Raw genomic sequence first — 21,955 nt, 5'->3', positions numbered from 1 at the left:
AATCTTTCGACAGGCGCACTGAAACTTGATCTGGCTTAAGGTGGAGATCCGCGGCTTCTGCCAGAGTGGGTGCGCCTTTCCGCAACGGGAGAATCACCCATGGCCAAGAAGACTTCCGCCTTTCCCACCCCCGAAGCCTTTGCAGACATTCTTAAATCCCTGCAAGCTCCGGCACCGATGAATGCACTGGTCTCACCTCAGATGGAACAGTTCTGGGATGCCCAGGAGAAACTGCTGAGCGAATCCGAACGATTTACCCGCCACTGGTTCGAACGCCGGCATGAAGCGATCCGAACGGCGCTGGATGCCGCCCGGACGGCAACCTCGGCAGAGCGGCCAGACCCGGCCAAGACGATGGAGGCGATGGTCGAATGGCAACGCCATTCCGTCGAGCGGCTGGTCGAGGATGCCCGCGAATGGTTCGACACCGTGTCGCGCTGCGCGGACTACGTGACCAAGACCGAGGCCGAAGCCGTCGAGGAAACGATTGGCGAGGCCAAGGAACTGGCCAGAAAGACGACCCGTTCGGCCAAGTCCGAACCGATCTGATCCGGTCGATCAAGGGAGGAGGACCAGATGTACCGCAACATTCTTGTTCCGGTGGCTTTTGACGACGGTCACGACACGCAGGCGGCCTTTCTGGCCGCCCGCAAACTGGCCAGTGAAAAAGCCAAGTTCACCGTTTTCCACGTGATGGAAGCAATACCAGCCTATGTCACCGCACAGATTCCCGCCGAAGTTCTGGCGCGCAGCCACGACGATGCCCAAAAGGCTCTGACACAAATGGCAGCCGGTCTGCCGGGCGCCTCGGCGGTCATGGCGACAGGACATGCCGGACGCGCCATTGTCGATCATGCTGCCGCGCATGACATCGACTGCATCGTCATAGCATCCCACAAGCCGGGCCTGGAGAACCTGTTGCTGGGGTCGACGGCCGACCGGGTGGTGCGACACGCCAAATGTGCGGTGCATGTGTTACGCTAGCTTTGCGTCGACCCGCCGCAGATTGGACAATCTGATCGCCGGGTCAGACGGATCTTGCGGCTTTCCCCGTAAAGCGCGTCATAGATCAGCATCTCTCCCTTCAGGGCCATTCCGGCCCCGGTGATCAGCTTGATCGTCTCGACCGCCATCATCGCGCCCACCACGCCGGGCAGCGGGCCGATTACGCCCGCCTCGGAACACGACGGCGCCAGACCGGGTGCGGGCGCCTCTGGAAAGATGCACTGGTAACATGGGCCGTGGTCGGCCGGGTGGAAAACGCTGAGTTGCCCCTCCCATTGCGCCAGCGCGCCCGAGACCAGCGGTTTGCCTTGCGCAACCGCGACCCGGTTCGCCAGATAGCGTGTCGCAAAATTATCCGTGCCGTCGAGAATCAGATCGTATTCCGAAAAGAGTGCCTCCGCGATCTCTTCGGTCAGCCGCCTGTGATAGGGGCGGACCACGACATTGGGGTTCTGCGCCTCCATCGCCGCCTTGGCGGAAAACACCTTGGGCATGCCGATATCGGCATCGCGGTGGATCACCTGCCGTTGCAGGTTGGCATTCTCGACCACGTCGTCGTCAATGACCCCGATAGTGCCGACACCGGCCGCAGCCAGATATTGAAGCGCAGGCGCACCCAGCCCGCCCGCGCCAATGACCAGCACCTTGGCCTGTTTCAGCTTTTTCTGCCCCGGCCCGCCCAATTCGCGCAGCACGATATGGCGGGCATACCGGTCCAGTTCCGTTTCGGAGAACAGGGCGGATTTGGTTGCCACGGTCTCTAGTTGCGCCCGCGACTTGAGCCAGGCCAGCAATCGCCCATACGCCAGGGCCAAGGCGGCAAAGCCGCCGATCAGCAGCCACAATGCGGGTGATTGCCCGGTCGCCATGCGAACGGGATGGCCATCCGGCAGGGCGAACTGCGCCAGCATCACCAGCACAAACAGCGCCACCATCAGGCCGATCCGGGCCTGCCGCGATACGCCCATGGCCAGGCCTACGCCCCAAAGAACTGCCGCAATCCCCAGAACCAGAAGCATCAGCCGCGCCCCGTCGATCCGAACCCACCTGAGCCCCGGGCGGTTTCATCCAGGGTTTCCACCTCCTCGAACACAGCTTGCAGCACGGGGGCGACCACCAGTTGTGCAATTCGCTCACCGTGCTGAACCGTGAACGGTTCGGTTCCGGCATTCAGCAGGATCACCCCCAGCGGGCCACGGTAATCACTGTCGATGGTGCCGGGCGTATTGGGCAGGGTGATTCCATGTTTCAACGCCAGGCCGGACCGGGGGCGAACCTGTATCTCGTATCCCTGCGGTATTTCGACCCGCAGCCCGGTCGGGATCAATGCCCGCGCCCCGGGCGCCAGCACGACATATCCGCGATCCGGCAGATTGGCCCGCACATCGGCGCCAGCCGCGCCTGCGGTTTCGTACGAGGGCAATGCAATATCCGTATCCGTGCCCTCGTCTCGGCTTACCCGTATCGAAACCATCTTATTCCCTCATGATCCCGCACGACCGAGCGCCTCGGCGATCCGGAGCGCCAGCCTTTCGGCCACCTGGTCCTTGCCCATGCGTGGCCATTCTTCGGCCCCGCTATCCGAAATCAGGATGACCGCGTTTTCGCTGCCGCCCATGATGCCGGTTGCCGGGCTGACGTCATTGGCAACGATCCAGTCACAGCCCTTGCGCAGACGTTTGGCCGTCGCGTTCTCGACCACGTCGTTGGTCTCTGCCGCAAACCCCACCACGAGTTTCGGGCGGCCTTGCTCGAGCCGGCTCACGCGTTTCAGGATGTCCGGGTTTTCGGCGAACTCCAGCACCGGCAGCCCGTCTTTCGATTTCTTCAGCTTGCGGTCCGAGGCGCTGGCGACCCGCCAGTCCGCCACGGCTGCCGCGAACACCCCGGCATCCACGGGCAGGGCCGCATCGACGGCCGCATCCATTTCGCGCGCGCTTTCCACCCGCACCACATGCACGCCCTGGGGCGGCGGCACGCTTGCCGGGCCGCTGACAAAGATCACCTCGGCCCCCAAGGCGGCCAGAGCGCTAGCCACGGCTGTCCCTTGGGCACCCGAAGACCGATTGGCAATGTAGCGCACCGGATCGATCGGCTCGTGCGTCGGACCGGAGGTCACCAGAATACGCCGCCCCTTCAATGGACCGTCGCCCAGGGCTTTCTCGACTGCTGCCACGATCTCCAGCGGTTCGGCCATCCGGCCCGGCCCGTATTCTCCGCAGGCCATGTCGCCCTCATTCGGGCCGACGAACCGGATGCCATCCCTGGCCAGCTGATCCCGGTTGCGCCGGGTCGCCGGGTGCTGCCACATGCGCACATTCATCGCGGGCGCAACAAGCACCGGCGTATCTGTCGCCATCAGCAGGGTAGAGGCAAGGTCGTTGGCCAGACCGGCCGTCATCTTGCCCATCAGATCGGCAGTGGCCGGAGCGACCACCACAAGGTCGGCCGAACGCGACAGCTGGATATGCCCCATCTCGGCCTCGTCCGTCAGGTCGAAAAGGTCGCGATACGCCTTCTCGCCCGCCAGCGCGGAGACCGACAACGGAGTGACGAACTCTTCGGCAGCCGGCGTCAAAACGGGCGTCACCGCCGCCCCGCGTTCGCGCAAGCGCCGGATCAGGTCCAGCGTCTTGTAGGCGGCGATGCCGCCGCCGATGATCAGAAGGATACGTTTGGATGCTAGCATGTCCGCGCCATTTTTCCCCAAGGATCGGCCCGAACTTAGGAGAGGTAGCGCACAAGTGCCAGCGGATAATCCCCGGCCTCAGCTCTTGTCGAATGCCGCACAGGGGTCTTCGCGCGGCGCTGCCAGGCTGTCGATCACCGCGTCGAAGGTCCCTTCGATGGCCCCCTCTTCGGACTGGCCCAGCGTGAAGACACGCAGCCCGGGCTGGACCCGGGAAAGGAAGACCGGAATGCCGCGATCGCTGCGGGCATGCCCATTGCCGGTGATCACCGCAATCGGGCCGCCGGTTTCCTCGTAAGCCCGCAGGATCGCGCGGGCCAGAACTGCGTCGCGCAAACGCTGAACCGCAACCAGTTTCGGAAGCATTTCGGGTGGCATCGCATTGCAATGCGATGCCTGCTGATCCGCCTCGCGGGCCGCCTGTTCTTCGTCCGGCAGCGGAACTCCCAGACCGAATCGCGCGGCATCCGCGCCCAGCGCCGCAGCCGCACCGGTTTCCATCGCCGCGCGCGCCGCCGTGCGCGGCACCAGAGCGCCATAGACGGGCGCATCGGCGGCCTGGAACACCGGCAGATACATCGCCAGCGGCGGCCAACCCAGTTCAGCCCATTGCAGGATACGCGCCAGTTCCTCGGGATCGTCGACCGCCTTGCGTGTCAGCCGGGCCGCCCCCTCTTCGGACAGCATTTCCCAGACCACGGCAGATGGGGCGAGTGCCGTCACCGCCTCGGCCTGGACAAGGTGATGCTGCGGGTTGTCGTGGGTCTCTCCCAATATCACCACATCGGCCTGACGCATGTCGTTCAAGACATCCGCCGGGATCAGATCACTGGACATGGCCGCCTTTATTGGCGCGACCAGAAACAGAACAAGGGCAAGGCCCGGAATCGCAATGGCTTTCATGCCAGGAAGTGTTGCACCTCACGCGACTGCGCTTCAAGGCTCTTGCGCATCTTGGCAAAGGCCGCCGCTTCAAGCTGACGCACCCGCTCCTTGCTAAGGCCTAGTTCCTCACCCAGGCTTTCGAGTGTCCGCGGCTCTTCGCGCAACTTGCGCTCGCGCACAATGAACCGTTCGCGGTCGTTCAGCGCCTTCATCGCCGTCAGCAACCATTCACGCAGTTGGGCGTTATCATGGGCGTGCTCGACAAGTTCGGCCGCCTGTGCGCCATCATCCTCAAGTGCCTCAATCCATTCGCGCCCTTCCTCGTCCGAGGCCTGCGTCGCGTTCAGCGAAAAGTCTGACCCGGACAACCGACCGTCCATCATCTCGACATCGCGCAAAGGCACACCGATTTCCGATGCGATCATCTGGTGCAACTGATGCTGGTCGAGCGCAATTCCATCCGACGCCGCCTCGCGCTCCAGCCGGGCCTGAACCCGTCGCATGTTGAAAAACAGGGATTTCTGGCTGCTGGTCGATCCGGTCCTGACCATCGACCAGTTGCGCATAACGTAGTCCTGAATGCTGGCCTTGATCCACCAGACCGCATAGGTCGAAAACCTGACGCCACGATCCGGGTCGAACTTGTCAGCGGCCTTCATCAGCCCCAGACCCGCCTCCTGGATCAGATCGTTCATCGGCGCACCATAGCGGCGGAACCGCGCCGCCATCGAGATCGCCAACCGCATATATGCTGTGATCAGGCGGTGCAGCGCCTGTTCGTCCCGTTGGTCTCGCCAAGCATACGCCAATCTCAATTCCGTTTCGGCGTCCAGCAACTCGGCCTTCATCGCCTGCCGGGACATGCTTGTATCTCTTGGGCTATTATCCAGTGCCATTCATCACTCCCCAATGTCCGGCGCCAAACTTGACTTTTACCTCGGTCGTATTGTCCTTACGCAGAACCCAGGATTGCGGATCACCTGAAAGGTAAGAAATTTGCATCCCAAATACACCTTGATTATTGGCGGTGCGGCATCCGGCAAATCCGCCTTTGCAGAGGAACTGGTTGTAGCGACTGGGAAATCCCGGAAATATTTCGCGACTTCACAAGTGTTTGATCAGGAGATGCGCAGCAAGGTGGACCGGCATCTGGTGCAACGCGGCACCGGGTGGGAGACCATCGAGGAGCCGCTTGAACCCGGACCGGCCCTGTCGGCGCTGTCCGCTGACGACATCTGTCTTTTCGATTGCGCCACGATGTGGTTGAGCAACCAGATGCTGGCCGGTGCCGATCTGAAGGCCGCGCAGAGCCGCCTGATCGAGGCAATCCGCACCTGCCCGGCACAGCTAGTCATGGTCACGAACGAGGTTGGGCATGGCATCGTTCCGGACAATGCGCTGGCCCGGCAGTTTCGCGAGGCACAGGGGCGGCTCAACATCGCGCTTGCGGCAGAGGCCAATCTTGTGGTGCTGGTGACGGCGGGCCTGCCTCTGGTCCTCAAGGGACAGTTGCCATGACCCGGCTGCATCTGATCCGGCACGGACCCACACATGCCAAATCGATGGTCGGCTGGTCCGATCTGCCCGCTGACCTGAGCGACACCGACCTGCTGGCGCGCCTCTCGGGACATTTACCACAGGACGCGCTGGTTGTTTCGTCTGACCTGATCCGCGCCGCCGACACCGCCAGTGCCATCCAGGGCGACCGGCATCGGCTGCCGCACCGCGCCGGCCTGCGGGAAATCAACTTTGGCGCATGGGAGTTGCGCCGCTATGCCGAGATCGACGCCGAGGACCCGGTGCTTGCCCGGGCGTATTGGGAAACGCCGGGGGACATATTCCCGCCCGGCGGCGAAAGCTGGCACCAGGTCTGCAACCGCGTGAACACCGAGGTCGATGCGCTGATCGCGTCGCATCCCGGATCCGATCTGATCGTGGTGGGCCATTTCGGCATGATCCTGACCCAGGTGCAACGCGCTTTGGCAATCACGGCGGAACAGGCGTTTTCGCACCGGATCGACAACCTGTCGGTCACCGAGATTGCCCGAATACCGGACGGTTGGCACGTCGGCCGGATCAATCATCTCGTGTGATGCGTGGGACCACGAAACAGCGTTTTACGCGACATGAGTGTGCTGCCTAACCTAGGTCCATGACATACGATCTTTTCATGGGCGACCGAATGTTTTCCAGCTGGTCGCTGCGCGGTTGGCTGATGCTCGAGAAATTCGGCATCCCCTACCGGTCACATATGGTGGGGCTCTATTCCGGGATCATGGCCCAGGATCTGGCCCAGGTTGCGCCCGCGCGCCAGGTGCCTACGCTGCGTACCCCCGAAGGGGTCGTGGTCGGCCAAAGCCTTGCCATGGCCGAAACGCTGGCCGAACGGCACCCGGACGCGGGGCTCTGGCCCTCGGACCCGGCGCAGCGTGCGACCGCGCGCTGGCTCTGCGCGGAAATGGTGTCGAGCTTTACGGCGCTGCGCGGTCAGTGTCCGATGCAGTTGTTGCACATCTACCAGGGGTTCGAGCCCTCCGAGGCGACCCGCGCGGATCTGGAGCGCATTGAAACCCTTTGGGCACATGCCCGATCTGTCTCCGGCGCGCATACCGGTCCACTTTTTGGTCGCTACTCTCTGGCCGATGTCTTCTATGCGCCGGTGGCGGCGCGGATCGTGGGCTATGGCCTATCCGTCAGTGCGGCCAGCCGCGCCTATTGCCTGGAACTGCTCAGCGACACCAGCGTGCGGCAATGGCGCGCGATGGGGGCGACCGTAAATTATGATCCGATGCCCTATGCAATGGACTTGCCGACCTCGCCCTGGCCGGTCGGCACCAGCGGCTCGGCCCGTGCAGTGGCAAACGGCCCATCGATCAACGCCAACTGCCCCTATTCCGGCAAGCCGGTCACCGACTATCTGGAAATGGACGGCCGGATCTGGGGCTTTTGCAACCCGTTCTGCCGCGACAAGACTGTTGCCGACCCCGGTGCCTGGCCAAAATTCATCGCGATGACCGCAGCCGGTTAACCTTTCTTAAACCTGCCGCGCGGTAGCAACGATGTGTTAACCAAAAGGCAGGAACGAATGGTCGCGCGCGCCTATACTGTCGCCTTTCAGGGAGTCGAGGCCCGCCCGGTCGAAGTGCAATGTGCCGTCACCCCCGGCTTGCCGGCGTTTTCCATCGTCGGCCTGCCGGACAAGGCGGTGTCCGAGGCGCGTGACCGGGTGCGGAGCGCGCTGAGCGGCATGGCCATTGCCCTGCCGTCCAAGCGGATCACCATCAATCTGTCGCCAGCCGACCTGCCCAAGGAGGGCAGCCATTTCGACCTGCCCATCGCGCTGGCCCTGCTAGCCGCTTTGGAAATCGTACCGGCGGATGCGGCGGAAAGCACGCTGGCACTGGGAGAGCTGTCGCTCGACGGGACCCTGATCCCGGTGACAGGCGCATTGCCCGCAGCAATGACCGCGGCCGAGGAAGGCCGGGTGCTGCTCTGCCCCAAAGGGTCGAGTGCCGAGGCGGCCTGGGTTGATGCGGCAAAGGTGATCGGGGCCGAAACCCTTGCGGCCGTCATCCGCCACTATACCGGACAGGCCCCGATCGACGCGGCGCAACCGGGCGAAGTGCAATCCCCGGCATTCCTGCGCGACCTGCGCGACGTCAAGGGGCAGGAGCGCGCCAAACGCGCGCTTGAGATTGCCGCAGCCGGGCGACATCACATGATCATGGTGGGCACGCCGGGATCCGGGAAATCCATGCTGGCGGCCCGTATTCCCGGCATCCTGCCATCGCTGACCGCGATCGAGGCGCTGGAAACCTCGATGATCCATTCGCTGTGCGGATTGCTGGACGAAGGCGGCATAAGCCGAACACGTCCTTTTCGCGAACCGCATCACACCGCCTCGATGGCGGCCATTGTCGGTGGCGGCAAGGGGGCCAAACCCGGCGAGATCAGCCTAGCGCATAACGGGGTGCTGTTTCTGGACGAGTTGCCAGAGTTCTCCCGGACCGTTCTGGAAACCCTGCGACAGCCTATTGAAACCGGAGAGGTGATGGTCGCCCGTGCCAACGCGCATGTTAAATACCCCTGCCGCTTCATGCTTGTGGCGGCGGCTAACCCGTGCCGATGCGGTTATCTGACCGATCCCGCACGCGCCTGTTCGCGCGCACCGGGCTGTGGCGAGGAATATCTTGGCCGCATCTCGGGCCCGCTGATGGACCGGTTCGATCTGCGCATCGAAGTGCCGCCGGTTGCCTTTACCGATCTAGACCTGCCGCCCAGCGCCGAAGGATCTGCCGAGGTCGCGGCCAGGGTCGCGGCCGCCCGCGAAATTCAGACGATGCGATTCACCGGACAATCCGGCATGCGTCAGAACGCCGATGCCGAAGGCAAGGTTCTGGACGAAATCGCCACGCCAGATGCCGAGGGCCGAGACCTGCTGCTCAAGGCCGCGGATCGGTTCGGCCTGTCGGCGCGGGCCTATCACCGCATCCTGCGGGTGGCCCGCACCATCGCGGACCTTGCAGGGGAAACAGATGTAAGGCGGCCGCATGTGGCCGAAGCGCTCAGTTTCCGGGTGGCAGCAAAGGCGCTTGCCTGAGCCACCACTTCAGCGTCAGAGCTTGGCCTCGATCGCCTCCCAGATGCGGGCGGCGATGTTGACGCCGTCGAACCGCTCCAGTTCCTGGATGCCGGTGGGCGAGGTCACGTTGATCTCGGTCAGATAGTCGCCAATGACGTCGATGCCGACAAAGATCTGCCCTTTTTCGCGCAGAAGCGGCCCGATGGTGGCGCAGATTTCCAGATCGCGCTCGGTCAGCCCGATCTTCTCCGGGCGCCCGCCCACATGCATGTTCGACCGCGTCTCGCCCTCGGCAGGCACGCGGTTGATCGCGCCGACCGCCTCGCCATCGACCAAGATCACCCGCTTGTCGCCCTTTCGGACGGCGGGCAGGTATTTTTGTACAATCAGGGGCTCGCGCGAAAAGCCGGTGAACAGCTCGTGCAGCGACGACAGGTTGCGGTCGTTTTCGTCCAGCCGGAACACGCCCGCGCCGCCGTTGCCATAAAGCGGTTTCAGGATGATGTCGCCATGCCGGGCCTTGAACGCACGGATCGTGTCCAGATCGCGGGCAATGGCGGTTGGCGGGGTCAGCTGCGGGAAATTCAGAACCAGCAGCTTTTCGGGATAGTTGCGCACCCAGAACGGGTCGTTCACCACAAGGGTCTGGCCCTTGAGCCGGTCCAGCAGATGGGTCGAGGTGATGTAGTGCATGTCAAACGGCGGATCCTGACGCAGCCAGACCACGTCGAAATCGGCCAGATCCACTTCGCGCAGCGGTCCCAGCACCGCCGGATTTCCCGCCACCCGCTGCACGGTCATGTCATGGCCACGCGCGGTGATCCGCCCTTCCTGATAGGCCAACTGGTCCGGACCGTAGTAGAACAGTTCGTGCCCCCGTGCCTGCGCTTCTTCGGCCAGCCGGAACGAGCTGTCGGCGTTGATGTTCACGGCCCCGATCGGGTCCATCTGAAAGGCGATCTTCATGTTGTGTCCCTCGCTAGCGGCTGTCCGATACATGGCGCAGCCGGCAGCAGGGTTCAATGGTCATCCATCATGACCAAAGGCATTCTCGAGGATTTGAAACCGGCCCATACTGTCGACCAGCGCCACGTCGAAGCGTACGGGCGTCAATTGTCCCAGCGGTTCTGCCGCCAGGAATTCTGCGGCCGCCTCTTGCAACCGGATCATCTGCCGGGCCCCAAGGCTGGCCGCGGCACTGTCGAAGTCGCGGCTTTGCTTGACCTCGACAAAGATCAATTCGTGATCCGCGCGGACGATCAGGTCAATCTCTCCACCTTGACCGCGCCACCGGCGGCGATCCACGCGGCAGCCCCGTCGCTCGTATTCCAGCGCAATCCGTGTTTCCGCCGCGTCGCCGGTCAGGTGATTGCGCAGACCGCGACGGGTGCGAGACGTCATATCATCGTTTTCCCAGCTTCAGCGCCATCTGGTAGACCGGCCGCCGCGGCACGCCGTGCATGCGCGACACCAGATCGGCCGCATCCTTCACCGAATGACTTTCCAGTGCTTCAATCAAGGACTGTTCTATATCGACTTCCTTAACTGGATCCGAACGCGCCCGGTCCACCAGCAGGACGATTTCACCTTTCACCGGGGAATCCGCCAACGAGACACCTATGCTCTCCAAGCTGCCCCGCCGTACTTCTTCGAACTTTTTCGTCAACTCCCGGCAAAGCGCCGCCGGGCGCTCACCCCCCAGCACCGCGCACATGTCGGCAATACTGTCGCCCACGCGTTTGGGCGATTCGTAGAAAACCAGTGTCCCGGGAACATCGCGCAGGACCTCAAGCCGTGTTTTTCGCGCCGACGTGGAATTGGGCAGGAAACCGACAAAAAAGAACGCATCGGTCGGCAACCCGGCCAGGGTCAGCGCGGCCAGGGCCGCTGACGGCCCCGGGGCGCATGTCACCATGTACCCCGCTTCGGACGCGGCCTTGCTCAGCTCATACCCCGGATCCGCGATCAGTGGCATCCCGGCCTCGGACGCATAAGCGACCGACCTTCCTTGGGCCAGCGCCTCCAGCAGTTTCTCCCGCGCCCCGACACCAGAGTGGTCGTGATAGGCAATGACCCGCCTGCCATCGAGGGGCACGCCGTGAATGTCGAGCAAATGTCTGAGAGAGCGTGTATCCTCGGCCGCGATGACATCGGCCGATGCCAGCACGTCCAGCGCCCTCAGCGTGATGTCGCGCGCGGCACCGATCGGTGTTCCGACAAAGTACAAACCTGCGGGCAATCTGAGCTTTTGGTAATTCAACGCTGGACCCGTGTTTTGTGACGTTTATTATCGCGGCTCGACCAACGCGGCGGTCCGCCGCCGGATTAGGGAGCTATTTATTAGATGTTTGCCATTTTCAACCCCGCTCGCAAACTGGCCCGTTCCGCTATGGCAGTTGCGGCTGCCGTGCTGCTGGCCTCATGCGACACCGGCACGATTGGAAGCGGGGGACCGAGCATCAATACCTCCAAACCGGTTCCGGTAGCATTGCTTGTGCCGCGTGGGTCAGTCCAATCCGGCGATGCCGTGCTGGCCCAAAGCCTTGAGAACGCGGCCAGAATGGCCATCGGAGACCTGCAAAACGTGCAGATCGACCTGCGCGTCTACGATACGGCGGGCGACGCCAACACAGCCGCAGCGGTTGCTCAACAGGCCGTAAGCGAAGGCGCCAAAATCATTCTTGGCCCGGTTTATGCCCAAGCTGCAAACGCAGCCGGCCTGGCGGTGCTGAACCAAAACATCAACGTTCTCTCCTTCTCTAACAACACCAAGATTGCCGGTGGGAACGTCTTTGTGCTTGGACCGACCTTCGACAACACGGCGAACCGGTTGGCCAATTTCGCGGCCCGTCAAGGCAAGGGGAACATTGTCGTCGTGCACAGCAACGACGAAGCGGGTCAGGTAGGAAAAGCCGCGATCATCAACGCCATTTCCCAGACTGGGGCGAAACTGGCTGGATCCGTTCCGTTCGAACAGTCGCAGCAAGGCGTCATCTCCGCCGTGCCACAGGTTAAGGCAATGGTTGACGGGGCCGGCGCCGATTCGGTCTTCTTCACAGCGACTACCGCGGGCGCTCTGCCGCTCTTTTCGCAATTGCTGCCCGAAGCGGGCGTTTCGCCTGCGGAAAAACAATTCATCGGCCTGACTCGCTGGGACATTCCGTCTCAGACATTGGAATTGCCGGGGGTACAGGGCGGTTGGTTCACGTTGCCTGATCCGTCCAAGTCGGCGTCATTCAACGCGCGGTATCAGGCCGCTTATGGTGGATCCCCGCATCCTATCGGTGGGCTCGCTTATGACGGCATTGCAGCCATTGGTGCGCTGGTCGGCGCTGGAAAGGCGGACGCTCTCACAGGCGCCGCCCTGACGCAAAGCGCCGGTTTCCAGGGTGTTGGAGGTATCTTCCGCCTGCGCCCGGATGGGACTAATGAGCGGGGGTTGGCCGTTGCCACGATTCAGAACAAACAGGTGGTTGTGATTGACCCTGCCCCACAAAGCTTCTCCGGCGCCGGCCTCTGAGCCGGACCGGGCTGTCAACCCGATCTGCCCGGACCTGACGGGAGATCTTGTATGCGATCCGGCCTCGGTTTTTGACGCCGAGGCCGTTCTCGCACAGGTCCAGGCGGCGGCGATGGACGCCGCCGACAACGCCGCCTTGCGCGTGGCGGTGGTTTCGATCCTTCGGGAGGCACAAAAGTCCGGGCGCGCAGCGATAGCAGATGCGTTCGCTGCCCAACCTTTTGCGGCGCGTCCGATGACCCGCGCCTATACCTACTTGACCGACGGGCTGGTCAAGACGGCGATGTATGTGGCCTCTGGCCTGCTTCATCCTTTGGCCAACCCGACCCAGGGCGAACGCATCGCGGTTATGGCAGTAGGCGGTTACGGGCGTGGTGAGATGGCCCCCCATTCTGATGTCGATCTGCTGTTCCTGACCCCCTACAAGATCACCGCCTGGGCCGAGAGCGTAATCGAATCGATGCTCTACATGCTCTGGGATCTGCGGCTGAAGGTCGGTCATTCCTCGCGTACCGTGGCGGATTGTGTCCGCCTGGGACGCGAAGACTTCACCATCCGCACTGCCATGCTGGAACACCGATTTCTGACTGGCCACCGGCCCTTGGCCCATTCGCTGGACAAGAAGCTGAAATCGGACCTGTTCAAGAATACCGAGCGCGAGTTCATCGAGGCCAAGCTAGAAGAGCGCGATGCCCGGCACCGCAAGCAGGGGCAACGCTATATGGTCGAGCCCAATGTCAAGGAAGGCAAGGGCGGGCTGCGCGATCTGCAATCGCTCTACTGGATCTCGAAATACGTCTACGGGGTAACGGACACGGCCGAACTTGTGCCTCTGGGTCTTTTCACTCCAGCGGAATACCAGACCTTCGTGCAGGCCGAACATTTCCTCTGGGCCGTGCGGGCGCATCTACACATCGTCACCGGCAGGGCCACAGAGCAGTTGACCTTTGACCTCCAGGTCGAGGTCGCCGAGCGCATGGGCTACGAGGATCGCGCAGGCCGGCGCGGTGTCGAAGTCTTCATGCAGAAGTATTTCCGTGAAGCCACACGCGTAGGCGAGCTGACCCGGATATTTCTGACCAAGCTCGAGGCGCAGCACATGAAAAGCGCGCCTATCCTCGAACGGATTTTCCGGCGCAGGCCCAAGATCAAGCCCGAATACAAGGTCGTGCACGGACGGCTGGACGTCGTCGATCCTAAGGCTTTCCTGTCCGACAAGCTCAATCTGTTGCGCCTTTTCGAAGAGGGCCTGCGCACCGGAATGTTGATTCATCCCGACGCCATGCGGTTGGTCACCGCCAACCTTGCCCTGATCGACGACGACATGCGCAACGACAAGGAAGCGCAACGCCTGTTCCTCGATCTGCTGCTGAAGCACGGAAATCCGGAACGTGCGCTCAGGCGGATGAACGAACTGGGAGTTCTGTCGGCTTTCATTCCAGAATTCGAGCCGATCGTGGCAATGATGCAGTTCAACATGTATCACAGCTACACGGTGGACGAGCACATCATTCAGACCATCGTGAACCTGGCCCAGATCGAAAAAGGCGAATTGGTCGAGGCGCTGCCGCTGGCCTCGTCCATCCTGAAAGCGGGCGTCAACCGCAAGGTACTGTACACCGCCCTACTGCTGCATGACATCGCAAAGGGGCGCCCCGAGGATCACTCCATCCTGGGCGCCAAGATCGCCCGCAAGGTGGCGCCACGGCTCGGCCTCAACAAGGCGGACTGCGATACCGTCGAATGGCTGGTGCGGTATCATCTGCTGATGTCCGACATGGCGCAGAAACGCGATATCTCGGATCCCCGCACCGTGCGCGACTTTGCAAAGGCGGTGCAGACCGTAAAACGCCTCGATCTGCTGACCGTGCTGACGGTCTGCGACATCCGGGGGGTGGGACCCAATACCTGGAACAACTGGAAGGCCACGTTGCTGCGCGCCCTGCATGCCGAAACCAAGCGCGCGCTGGAAACCGGGATGGAGGACCTCAACCGCGAGGGCCGCGGCAACGAGGCCAAGAAGGCGCTGCGCGAGGCGCTTGCCGATTGGCCGCGCGAGGACCTCAAGGCAGAAACCGGGCGCCATTACGATCCGTATTGGCAGGGTCTGAACCTGTCCACCCATGTCGAATTTGCCGAAATGCTGCGCGCGCTGGAGCAAAGCGGCGATCCGGGTGCCGTCGAGATTCGCCTTGAGCCGGATCTTGACCGCGACGCGACCCGCGCCTGCTTTGCCATGGCCGACCACCCAGGTATCTTTTCCCGGATGGCAGGCGCGCTGGCGCTGGTGGGAGCAAACGTGGTCGACGCCCGCAGCTATACCACCAAAGACGGGTATGTAACCGACGCCTTCTGGATCCAGGACGCTGAAGGGCATCCCTACGAAGACAATCGCCTGCCCCGACTGCGCCAGATGATCCTCAAGACACTCAAGGGCGAAGTGGTGGCACGCGAGGCGCTGAAATCCCGCGACAAGATCAAGAAGCGGGAGAAGGCATTCAACGTCCCGACCCATGTCACATTCGACAACGACGGGTCCGAGATCTATACCATCATCGAGGTCGACACCCGCGACCGGCCCGGCCTGCTATATGATCTGGCGCGCGCGATGGCGGCGGCCAATGTCTATATCGCCAATGCGGTCATCGCGACCTATGGCGAACAGGTTGTCGATACCTTCTATGTCAAGGACATGTTCGGGCTGAAATACTATTCAGAGAGCAAGCAGCGCGCACTTGAGAAAAAACTGCGCGAGGCGATTTCCGAAGGCGCGAAACGGGCCGCATCATGAAGCCCATTCGTCTCATGTCCGGATTCTTCACGGTCGGATTCTGGACGCTGGCCAGCCGCATTCTCGGTTTTGTCCGCGAAATGATGCTGGCGGCATTTATCGGCCCCGGCCCGGTGATGGACGCCTTTGTCGCCGCATTTCGCCTGCCCAACCTTTTCCGCCGCTTCTTTGCCGAGGGCGCCTTTAACGCCGCCTTTGTGCCGATGTTCTCCAAACGGCTGGAGGCGGATGAAGACGCCGTTCTTTTTGCGCAAAAGGCGCTGAACCTGCTGACAGCGGCTGTCCTGACGCTGGTCGGATTGGCGATGGTGTTCATGCCCGGCCTGATCTGGCTGACGGCGAGCGGTTTTACGGGGGATGCGCGGTTCGATCTCGCCGTTGGCTATGGCAAGATCGTGTTCCCCTACATTCTCTTCATGTCCCTCGCGGCGCTGTTCTCGGGCGTTCTGAACGCGACGGGTCGTTTTGCCGCCGCCGCCGCCGCACCTGTGCTGCTGAACGTTTTTGCCTGTTCGGCAATGCTTGCGGGCTCAATTCTTGGTGGCGCTGTGATCAACTGGCTGATCTGGGTGATCCCGGCTGCGGGTGTGGCGCAACTGGCGCTGGTCTGGATCGCAACCGAGCGGGCGGATATCCGTCTGCGCCCCGGCCTGCCCCGCCTTGACCCCGAGATGCGGCAGCTGGTTCGTGTCGCCTTTCCCGCCGCTCTGGCGATGGGGGTTACGCAGATCAACCTGGTGGTCGGTCAATTGGTGGCCTCGCGCACCGAAAGCGCGGTCAGCTGGCTGTTCACCGCTGACCGCCTTTACCAATTGCCGCTGGGCGTGGTCGGTATCGCGGTCGGTGTGGTGTTACTGCCCGACCTGTCCCGGCGCCTGCGCGCGGGCGACAAGGATGGGTCGCGCGATGCGTATTCGCGGGCCGGAGAGTTCTCGCTGATCCTGACCCTGCCTTCGGCGGTGGCCCTAGTGGTGATACCGCTTCCCCTGGTCTCGGTCCTGTTTCAACGTGGCGCCTTTGGCCCCGAGGACACCGCTGCAACCGCGATTGCGGTTGCGATCTACGGTTTGGGCCTGCCTGCCTTTATGCTGCAAAAAGTATACCAACCGCTGTTCTTCGCCCGCGAAGACACCAAAAGCCCGTTCCGCTATGCGGTGGTGGCCATGGTGGTGAACGCCGGGCTGGCCTTTGGCCTGTACCCTATCGTCGGCTGGATCGCCCCGGCGATTGCCGCCAGCGCGGCAGGCTGGGCCATGGTGGCACTCCTCGCCACTGGGGCGCGCCGGATGGGCGATGTGGCCCGTTTCGATGCACGTTTCAATCGCCGGGCTGGCCGAATTCTGGCCGCCTCGCTGATCATGGGCGCGGCGCTTTATGCTGTGCTTATCCCGTTTGGCTGGGTTCTGGCCTTGCCGGGCTGGCGCTATCTCGGACTGCTGGCGCTTATCCTGCTTGCCGCGATTGTCTATTTCGGGGTCGGGCACCTGATTGGCGCGTTCCGCCTGTCGGAATTCCGCCGCGCACTGAGGCGGTCATGAGCCAGCTCGACTGCCCTCCCGGCACAGTCCTGTTTCGGGCGGGACAGGAATGCCCGGGCTTTCTACGTCTTGACGAAGGGTCGATCCGCGTGACCCTGACCGCCGTCAACGGGCGCGAGGTGGTTCTCTACCGGGTGGGTCCTGGTGATGTATGCCTGCAAACCTTTGCCTGCCTGACCGAAGGGCGCGGCTACAGCGCCGAAGGCGTGACAGAATCCCGCGTGCGGGGAACCCTGATCGGCCACGCCGAGTTTCGCCGCGCAATGGCCGAAGACGAAGCGTTCCGGTCAGAGATCCTGCATGCTGTCGCCCGCCGCTTTGCCGATTTCGAACACCTTGTCGAAGACGTCGCGCTGACAGGCTTCGACACCCGCCTGGCCCGTGCGTTGTTGCGGCTTGCGCAGGGAGATACCGTGGCCGCCACGCACGAGGCGCTGGCAGCCGAGACTGCATCGGGCCGGGCCTTTGTCAGCCGCCGACTGGCCGAGTTTGCCAGACAGGGGCTGGTCGAGCTCGGCCGTGGGCGCGTCAAACTGCGGGACCGCGCCGGATTGGAACGGATTGCCGCAGAAGAACGGTGACTCTGTCACCGACACGCGGCGCGTGATCGTACAGAACCGGGGCATCCATATCATCCAGGAAGGAACCCGGACATGACCCGTAACGAAGGCACCCTTGATCGTGCAGCCCGAATCATCCTTGGGCTGATCCTGCTCTCCCTCACTGTCGTCGGCCCACAGACCATGTGGGGTCTGATTGGCATTGTACCGCTTCTGACCGGCCTGGTCGGCAGTTGCCCGCTGTACAGCATTTTCGGCATCAGCACCTGCCCGCTGAAGAAGTAACCTCCGATGGCCGGACCGTCAGTCGTGACGGATCCGGCCCCGGATACGGGACCAGCCACCGGGCGCCAGAAAGAAGGACAGCGCGAAACCGGTTGCAAATCCGGCAAGGTCGGCCACCCAGTCGAGGCCACCGCCAAACAGAAGCCCGAACAATAGCTGCGCCCCCATCAGGAACGCTATCAGGCTGAATGCCCGGGCCTGATTCTGCCCCACCCGTGAAAGGTTGCGCCACAAAAGCCAGGTAAAAGCGCCGATCAGCCCATAGACCGGCGGGAAGCCTCCGATCAGCGCCACCGGCGAGTCGGTGAGGACACCGTAGCCCAGCGCGCCCACGGCACCCGAAACGATGAACACCACCAGCATGGCAACGCTGCCAAAGCTTTCGGCCACCATCTTGCCCATCGCCAGCACAAACACGCACACAAAGAGCGACTGGGTAAAGGACACATTGACGAACGGATAGGTCACAAACCGGATCACATGTTCGACAGGCCAGCGTCCGGAGTCCCACATCCAGGCCAGGATATCCGGTGAAAACGCATAAGACTGCATCGCGGCCAGCCGCCAGCCCACCGCCTGCGGCCCCCCGACAATCCCCCGCGCGCCAAGCGAAAAGGCCAGTTCTATCCCGATGATGAACAGCACCAACGCCACCACGACTGGCGGCAGGGGGTTCACGGGCGATGTATCGTTATCACTGCTCATGGGCGGGCCTTTCCCGGCTGTTGACGTCCCTTTGCCTCATGGGTAAGCGACGGGGGCCGAATTTTCCAGACGGGAGTTCCCCATCATGACCGAAACCAAATTCACGCCGCGCGTGTTTTCCGGCATTCAGCCTTCGGGAAACCTGCATCTTGGTAACTACCTTGGTGCGCTCAAGCGATTTGTGGATATGCAGGGACCAGAGATGGAGACCGTGTACTGCATGGTCGATCTTCACGCGATTACCGTCTGGCAAGACCCCAAGGAACTTGCGCATTCCACGCGAGAGCTGTGTGCAGGCTTTATCGCAGCCGGGATCGACCCGGAACAGTCGATCCTGTTCAATCAAAGCCAGGTGCCCGAACATGCGCAACTGGCCTGGATCTTCAACTGTGTCGCGCGCATGGGCTGGATGCAGCGCATGACGCAATGGAAGGACAAGGCCGGCAAGAACCAGCAGAACGCCTCGCTGGGCCTGTTTGCCTATCCGTCGCTGATGGCCGCCGACATTCTGATCTATCACGCCACTCATGTGCCGGTGGGCGAGGACCAGAAACAGCATCTGGAACTGACCCGCGACATCGCGATCAAGTTCAACAACGATTTCGGGGTCAATTTCTTTCCGGTCACCGAACCGGTGATCGAGGGCGCCGCAACCCGGGTGATGAGCCTGCGCGACGGCACCAAGAAAATGTCGAAATCCGACCCCTCCGACATGAGCCGGATCAACATGACCGACGATGCCGACGCCATCGCGCAAAAGATCCGCAAGGCCAAGACCGACCCCGACGCCCTGCCCTCGGAGATCGACGGGCTGGAGGGGCGGCCGGACGCTCGCAACCTGATCAACATCTATGCCGCCCTTGCCGACCAGAGCGTCGAACAGGTGCTGGCGGATGTGGGTGGCAAGCAATTTGGCGAGTTCAAGCCGATGCTGGCCGAACTGGCCGTTGCGAAACTGTCCCCGATCTCGTCCGAGATGGCACGTCTGATGAACGATCAGGCCGAGATCGACCGCATCCTGGCCCGTGGCGCCGAGCGCGCCCGCGCGATCGCCGAACCGATCCTGCGGCAGACCTACGACATCGTGGGCATGGTCTCGTCCGCGCGCGGATGATGTGCGCCCGTGCAGGTGATCTGCGCGGGATTTAGTCCTTTCGCATGGCGCGTCTTCGCCCGATATTCAGGGGAAAGGAGACGCGCCATGACCTATACCGCCCCGGCTGGCACCTGTGTCGGCCATGTTCATCTGAAAGTATCCGACCTCGACCGGTCCATCGCGTTCTATCGCGATGTCCTGGGGTTCGAGTTGCAGCAGAAATTCGGTGACAGCGCCGCCTTTCTCGGGGCTGGCGGATATCACCACCATATCGGGCTGAACACCTGGCACAGCCGGGGCGGCCCGCAGCCACCCGCGCGGGCAACGGGTCTTTACCATTCGGCCTTCCTGTACCCCGATCGAAAGGCCCTTGGCACAGCCGTGCGCCAGGTGCTTGAGGCGGGCGTGCCGCTGGATGGCGCGGCCGACCACGGGGTCAGCGAAGCAGTGTATCTGAGAGACCCGGACGGAAACGGGGTGGAGCTGTACCGTGACCGTCCTGTTGACGAATGGCCGCGCCTGCCCGATGGCAGCCTCGCCATGGGCAGCGACCCGCTGGACCTTCACGCCCTCGTCGCCGAAGCAGGATAGATCGGCCCCCAAGAAGGGGCCAATCTGTTCGAGTTACGCCGCTTTCGGCTGCAAGATCTCGTCGACGATCGCGTCGGCGACTTCTGCCGGGCTGACGGCCAGAGTACGGGCGCGCGTCAGGATCCGGTCCATCGTCCGGTCGAGCGCTGTCAGCTTTTCGGCCACCCATGCCTCGCGCCCCGAAATCTGCTGGATCTCGGTCGCCACATTGATGATGCCGCCGCCGTTTGCGACGTAGTCGGGCGCATAAAGGATGCCACGGACGTGCAGCCGCTTGCCATCATCCGGTGTGGCAAGCTGGTTGTTCGCGCCACCAGCCACAACGGAAACCTTCAGCTGCGGGATCGTCTCGGCATTCAGGATCGCACCGATGGCGCAGGGGGCAAAGATGTCGGCATCGACGCCGTAGATCGCATCGGGGGCAACGGCGGTCGCACCATAAAGCTCTGCCACGCGGGCTACCTGGGCGCTATCGATATCGGTCACGATCAGTTTCGCCCCGGCCTGATGCAGGTAGCCACACAGATATTGCCCGACATGACCCAGCCCCTGTACCGCGACGGTACGACCGGTCAGGTCGATGGAACTCAGACGGTGTTTCGCCGCTGTACGGATCGCATAGAATATTCCGCGCGCGGTAACCGGCGAAGGGTCACCGCTGGCAAATGCCCCATCGGCCAGCCCGGCGACAAACCTCGTGCGGGTACCGATCCGCGCCATATCGGCGGGGCTCATGCCCATGTCTTCGGCCGTCCAGTAGCGGCCTTCCAGCGAGTCGACTGCCATGCCGAACGCTTCGAGCAGTTCCGGCGTCTTCTGTGTCGCGGAGTCGGCGATGATCACCGCCTTGCCGCCACCCAGGGCCAGATCGGCCGCGGCGTTCTTGTAGGTCATGCCGCGCGACAGGCGCAGCGCGTCGGTCAGCGCGTCAACCTCTTGCGCATAGCGGCGCATCCGCACCCCGCCCGCAGCCGGGCCGCGCAGGGTGGAGTGAATGGCAATATACCCGACCAACCCGCTGGCCCGGTCCTCGATCCGCACCACCTCTTGATGGTCGGGTGCCTCTACGGCGGTAATCTGCATGGAATCCTCCGAATATCCTGGCCGGAAACTGCCACAGACCGGTCGCCGTTTTTCACCAAGATTGCGTGGTGAGTGAGATCAGGTTAGAGGAAAACTATAAGAATCACCTCCGGAATAGAGATTTTCCCCAAATGGACCAGATCGACCACAGGATCGTCCGCGCACTGCAAAAGGATGGCCGGATGACCGTCACCGAGTTGGCGGACAAGGTCGGCCTGTCGCCCACGCCCTGCGCCCGGCGGTTGGACCGCCTGCAACGGGATGGGGTGATCACCGGCTACAGCGCGACAGTAGACCCCGCGAAACTGGGGCTATCGGTCTCCATCTTCGTCTCGGTCGAACTGGAAAAGCAGGACCGGGCGGCGGTGGACGCCTTTGAAAAGGCGATCCTGCGCTGCGACGAGGTGATGGAATGCTACCTCATGACCGGGTCGCGTGACATTCTTCTGCGGGTCGTGGCCGCCGATTTGGCGGCCTTTGACAGGTTCCTGGAAAACCGACTGATGAAAATTCCCGGGATTCGAAATCTGCGCTCCAACTTCGCCCTACGCACGATGGTGCGGCGCGATGCCTTGCCTGCGACGGGGCTCTAAACAGGTCTGGACCTCTGACCCAACCGCGCCTA

General features: G+C 62.7%; 24 protein-coding genes. 14 read left to right on the top strand and 10 right to left on the bottom strand.

What is annotated here, in order from left to right; all coding sequences use genetic code 11:
* Positions 1-99: 99 nt before the first annotated feature.
* Together OEZ49_RS02755 and OEZ49_RS02750 are read left to right on the top strand one after the other, a co-directional pair.
* Positions 100-549, top strand: coding sequence for a phasin family protein (locus OEZ49_RS02755; RefSeq protein ID WP_164129081.1), 450 nt, complete (start codon positions 100-102; stop codon positions 547-549).
* A 27-nt stretch (positions 550-576) separates the two neighbouring features.
* Positions 577-984 carry a universal stress protein gene (locus OEZ49_RS02750; protein WP_263386894.1) on the top strand — a complete coding sequence of 136 codons (408 nt, stop codon included), beginning with the start codon at positions 577-579 and terminating at the stop codon, positions 982-984.
* Here the strand turns inward: OEZ49_RS02750 and OEZ49_RS02745 are convergent.
* From OEZ49_RS02745 to OEZ49_RS02725, 5 genes are all read right to left on the bottom strand, one after another.
* On the bottom strand, positions 981-2,024 hold the full coding sequence (locus OEZ49_RS02745; RefSeq protein WP_263386893.1) for a HesA/MoeB/ThiF family protein: 1,044 nt from the start codon (positions 2,022-2,024) through the stop codon (positions 981-983). The two genes, OEZ49_RS02750 and OEZ49_RS02745, sit on opposite strands and share 4 nt — an antisense overlap.
* Entirely contained in the window at positions 2,024-2,479 is a 456-nt protein-coding gene (gene dut, locus OEZ49_RS02740) for a dUTP diphosphatase (protein WP_263386892.1), read from the bottom strand. The genes OEZ49_RS02745 and dut overlap by 1 nt, the downstream gene beginning before the upstream one ends.
* A 9-nt stretch (positions 2,480-2,488) precedes the next feature.
* On the bottom strand, positions 2,489-3,694 hold the full coding sequence (gene coaBC / locus OEZ49_RS02735) for a bifunctional phosphopantothenoylcysteine decarboxylase/phosphopantothenate--cysteine ligase CoaBC (protein WP_263386891.1): 1,206 nt from the start codon (positions 3,692-3,694) through the stop codon (positions 2,489-2,491).
* Positions 3,695-3,772: 78 nt separating this feature from the next.
* Positions 3,773-4,597, bottom strand: coding sequence for a ChaN family lipoprotein (locus OEZ49_RS02730; RefSeq protein ID WP_263386890.1), 825 nt, complete (start codon positions 4,595-4,597; stop codon positions 3,773-3,775).
* On the bottom strand, positions 4,594-5,475 hold the full coding sequence (locus tag OEZ49_RS02725) for an RNA polymerase factor sigma-32 (protein WP_263386889.1): 882 nt from the start codon (positions 5,473-5,475) through the stop codon (positions 4,594-4,596). The genes OEZ49_RS02730 and OEZ49_RS02725 overlap by 4 nt, the downstream gene beginning before the upstream one ends.
* 100 nt (positions 5,476-5,575) lie before the next feature.
* Here OEZ49_RS02725 and cobU point away from each other — a divergent pair, with 100 nt between their 5' ends.
* The 4 genes from cobU to OEZ49_RS02705 are packed head-to-tail and all read left to right on the top strand — an operon-like array spanning position 5,576 to position 9,179.
* Entirely contained in the window at positions 5,576-6,097 is a 522-nt protein-coding gene (cobU, locus tag OEZ49_RS02720; protein WP_263386888.1) for a bifunctional adenosylcobinamide kinase/adenosylcobinamide-phosphate guanylyltransferase, read from the top strand.
* The gene (locus OEZ49_RS02715; RefSeq protein WP_263386887.1) at positions 6,094-6,672 is read left to right on the top strand and encodes a histidine phosphatase family protein; all 579 of its coding nucleotides are present in this window, start codon (positions 6,094-6,096) and stop codon (positions 6,670-6,672) included. Before cobU ends, OEZ49_RS02715 begins: the two co-directional genes overlap by 4 nt.
* A gap of 59 nt (positions 6,673-6,731) precedes the next feature.
* Positions 6,732-7,607 (top strand): glutathione S-transferase, encoded by an 876-nt coding sequence (locus OEZ49_RS02710; protein ID WP_263386886.1) that lies wholly within the window; start codon positions 6,732-6,734, stop codon positions 7,605-7,607.
* Between the two features lie 57 nt (positions 7,608-7,664).
* Positions 7,665-9,179 carry a YifB family Mg chelatase-like AAA ATPase gene (locus OEZ49_RS02705; protein WP_263386885.1) on the top strand — a complete coding sequence of 505 codons (1,515 nt, stop codon included), beginning with the start codon at positions 7,665-7,667 and terminating at the stop codon, positions 9,177-9,179.
* 15 nt (positions 9,180-9,194) lie between these two features.
* Here the strand turns inward: OEZ49_RS02705 and gshB are convergent, their stop codons facing one another.
* Genes gshB through rsmI form a run of 3 tightly spaced genes read right to left on the bottom strand, consistent with a single transcriptional unit; the run spans position 9,195 to position 11,421 of the window.
* A complete protein-coding gene (gene gshB, locus OEZ49_RS02700) occupies positions 9,195-10,127 on the bottom strand; it encodes a glutathione synthase (RefSeq protein WP_263386884.1) in 933 nt (310 codons plus the stop codon).
* A 60-nt stretch (positions 10,128-10,187) separates the two neighbouring features.
* A complete protein-coding gene (locus tag OEZ49_RS02695; protein WP_263386883.1) occupies positions 10,188-10,562 on the bottom strand; it encodes a YraN family protein in 375 nt (124 codons plus the stop codon).
* A 1-nt stretch (position 10,563) separates the two neighbouring features.
* The gene (rsmI, locus tag OEZ49_RS02690; RefSeq protein WP_263386882.1) at positions 10,564-11,421 is read right to left on the bottom strand and encodes a 16S rRNA (cytidine(1402)-2'-O)-methyltransferase; all 858 of its coding nucleotides are present in this window, start codon (positions 11,419-11,421) and stop codon (positions 10,564-10,566) included.
* 84 nt (positions 11,422-11,505) lie between these two features.
* Between rsmI and OEZ49_RS02685 the strand changes: the two genes are divergently transcribed.
* From OEZ49_RS02685 to OEZ49_RS02665, 5 genes are all read left to right on the top strand, one after another.
* Positions 11,506-12,681, top strand: coding sequence for a penicillin-binding protein activator (locus OEZ49_RS02685; RefSeq protein WP_263386881.1), 1,176 nt, complete (start codon positions 11,506-11,508; stop codon positions 12,679-12,681).
* Entirely contained in the window at positions 12,641-15,472 is a 2,832-nt protein-coding gene (locus OEZ49_RS02680; RefSeq protein ID WP_263386880.1) for a [protein-PII] uridylyltransferase, read from the top strand. Before OEZ49_RS02685 ends, OEZ49_RS02680 begins: the two co-directional genes overlap by 41 nt.
* Positions 15,469-17,010: a murein biosynthesis integral membrane protein MurJ gene (gene murJ, locus OEZ49_RS02675; protein ID WP_263386879.1), complete on the top strand. Its 1,542-nt coding sequence runs from the start codon at positions 15,469-15,471 to the stop codon at positions 17,008-17,010. The genes OEZ49_RS02680 and murJ overlap by 4 nt, the downstream gene beginning before the upstream one ends.
* A complete protein-coding gene (locus tag OEZ49_RS02670; RefSeq protein ID WP_263386878.1) occupies positions 17,007-17,591 on the top strand; it encodes a Crp/Fnr family transcriptional regulator in 585 nt (194 codons plus the stop codon). Before murJ ends, OEZ49_RS02670 begins: the two co-directional genes overlap by 4 nt.
* 72 nt (positions 17,592-17,663) lie before the next feature.
* Entirely contained in the window at positions 17,664-17,855 is a 192-nt protein-coding gene (locus OEZ49_RS02665; protein WP_164129099.1) for a YgaP family membrane protein, read from the top strand.
* An 18-nt stretch (positions 17,856-17,873) separates the two neighbouring features.
* Here the strand turns inward: OEZ49_RS02665 and OEZ49_RS02660 are convergent, their stop codons facing one another.
* On the bottom strand, positions 17,874-18,560 hold the full coding sequence (locus OEZ49_RS02660; protein WP_263386877.1) for a rhomboid family intramembrane serine protease: 687 nt from the start codon (positions 18,558-18,560) through the stop codon (positions 17,874-17,876).
* An 85-nt stretch (positions 18,561-18,645) separates the two neighbouring features.
* Here OEZ49_RS02660 and trpS point away from each other — a divergent pair, with 85 nt between their 5' ends.
* Together trpS and OEZ49_RS02650 are read left to right on the top strand one after the other, a co-directional pair.
* Complete coding sequence (gene trpS / locus OEZ49_RS02655) at positions 18,646-19,674, top strand: tryptophan--tRNA ligase (RefSeq protein WP_263386876.1); 1,029 nt, start codon at positions 18,646-18,648, stop codon at positions 19,672-19,674.
* 87 nt (positions 19,675-19,761) lie between these two features.
* On the top strand, positions 19,762-20,247 hold the full coding sequence (locus tag OEZ49_RS02650) for a VOC family protein (protein WP_263386875.1): 486 nt from the start codon (positions 19,762-19,764) through the stop codon (positions 20,245-20,247).
* Positions 20,248-20,280: 33 nt separating this feature from the next.
* On the opposite strand, the gene OEZ49_RS02645 is transcribed toward OEZ49_RS02650, so the two are convergent.
* The gene (locus tag OEZ49_RS02645; protein WP_263386874.1) at positions 20,281-21,330 is read right to left on the bottom strand and encodes a Glu/Leu/Phe/Val family dehydrogenase; all 1,050 of its coding nucleotides are present in this window, start codon (positions 21,328-21,330) and stop codon (positions 20,281-20,283) included.
* Between the two features lie 131 nt (positions 21,331-21,461).
* Here OEZ49_RS02645 and OEZ49_RS02640 point away from each other — a divergent pair, with 131 nt between their 5' ends.
* On the top strand, positions 21,462-21,923 hold the full coding sequence (locus OEZ49_RS02640; RefSeq protein WP_263386873.1) for an Lrp/AsnC family transcriptional regulator: 462 nt from the start codon (positions 21,462-21,464) through the stop codon (positions 21,921-21,923).
* Positions 21,924-21,955: the final 32 nt, after the last annotated feature.

The sequence above is a fragment of the Ruegeria marisflavi genome, assembly GCF_025673445.1.
Lineage (GTDB): Bacteria > Pseudomonadota > Alphaproteobacteria > Rhodobacterales > Rhodobacteraceae > Ruegeria_B > Ruegeria_B marisflavi.
The sequence above is the reverse complement of the archived record's forward strand: the minus strand, read 5'-3'. Positions and strand labels throughout refer to the sequence as shown.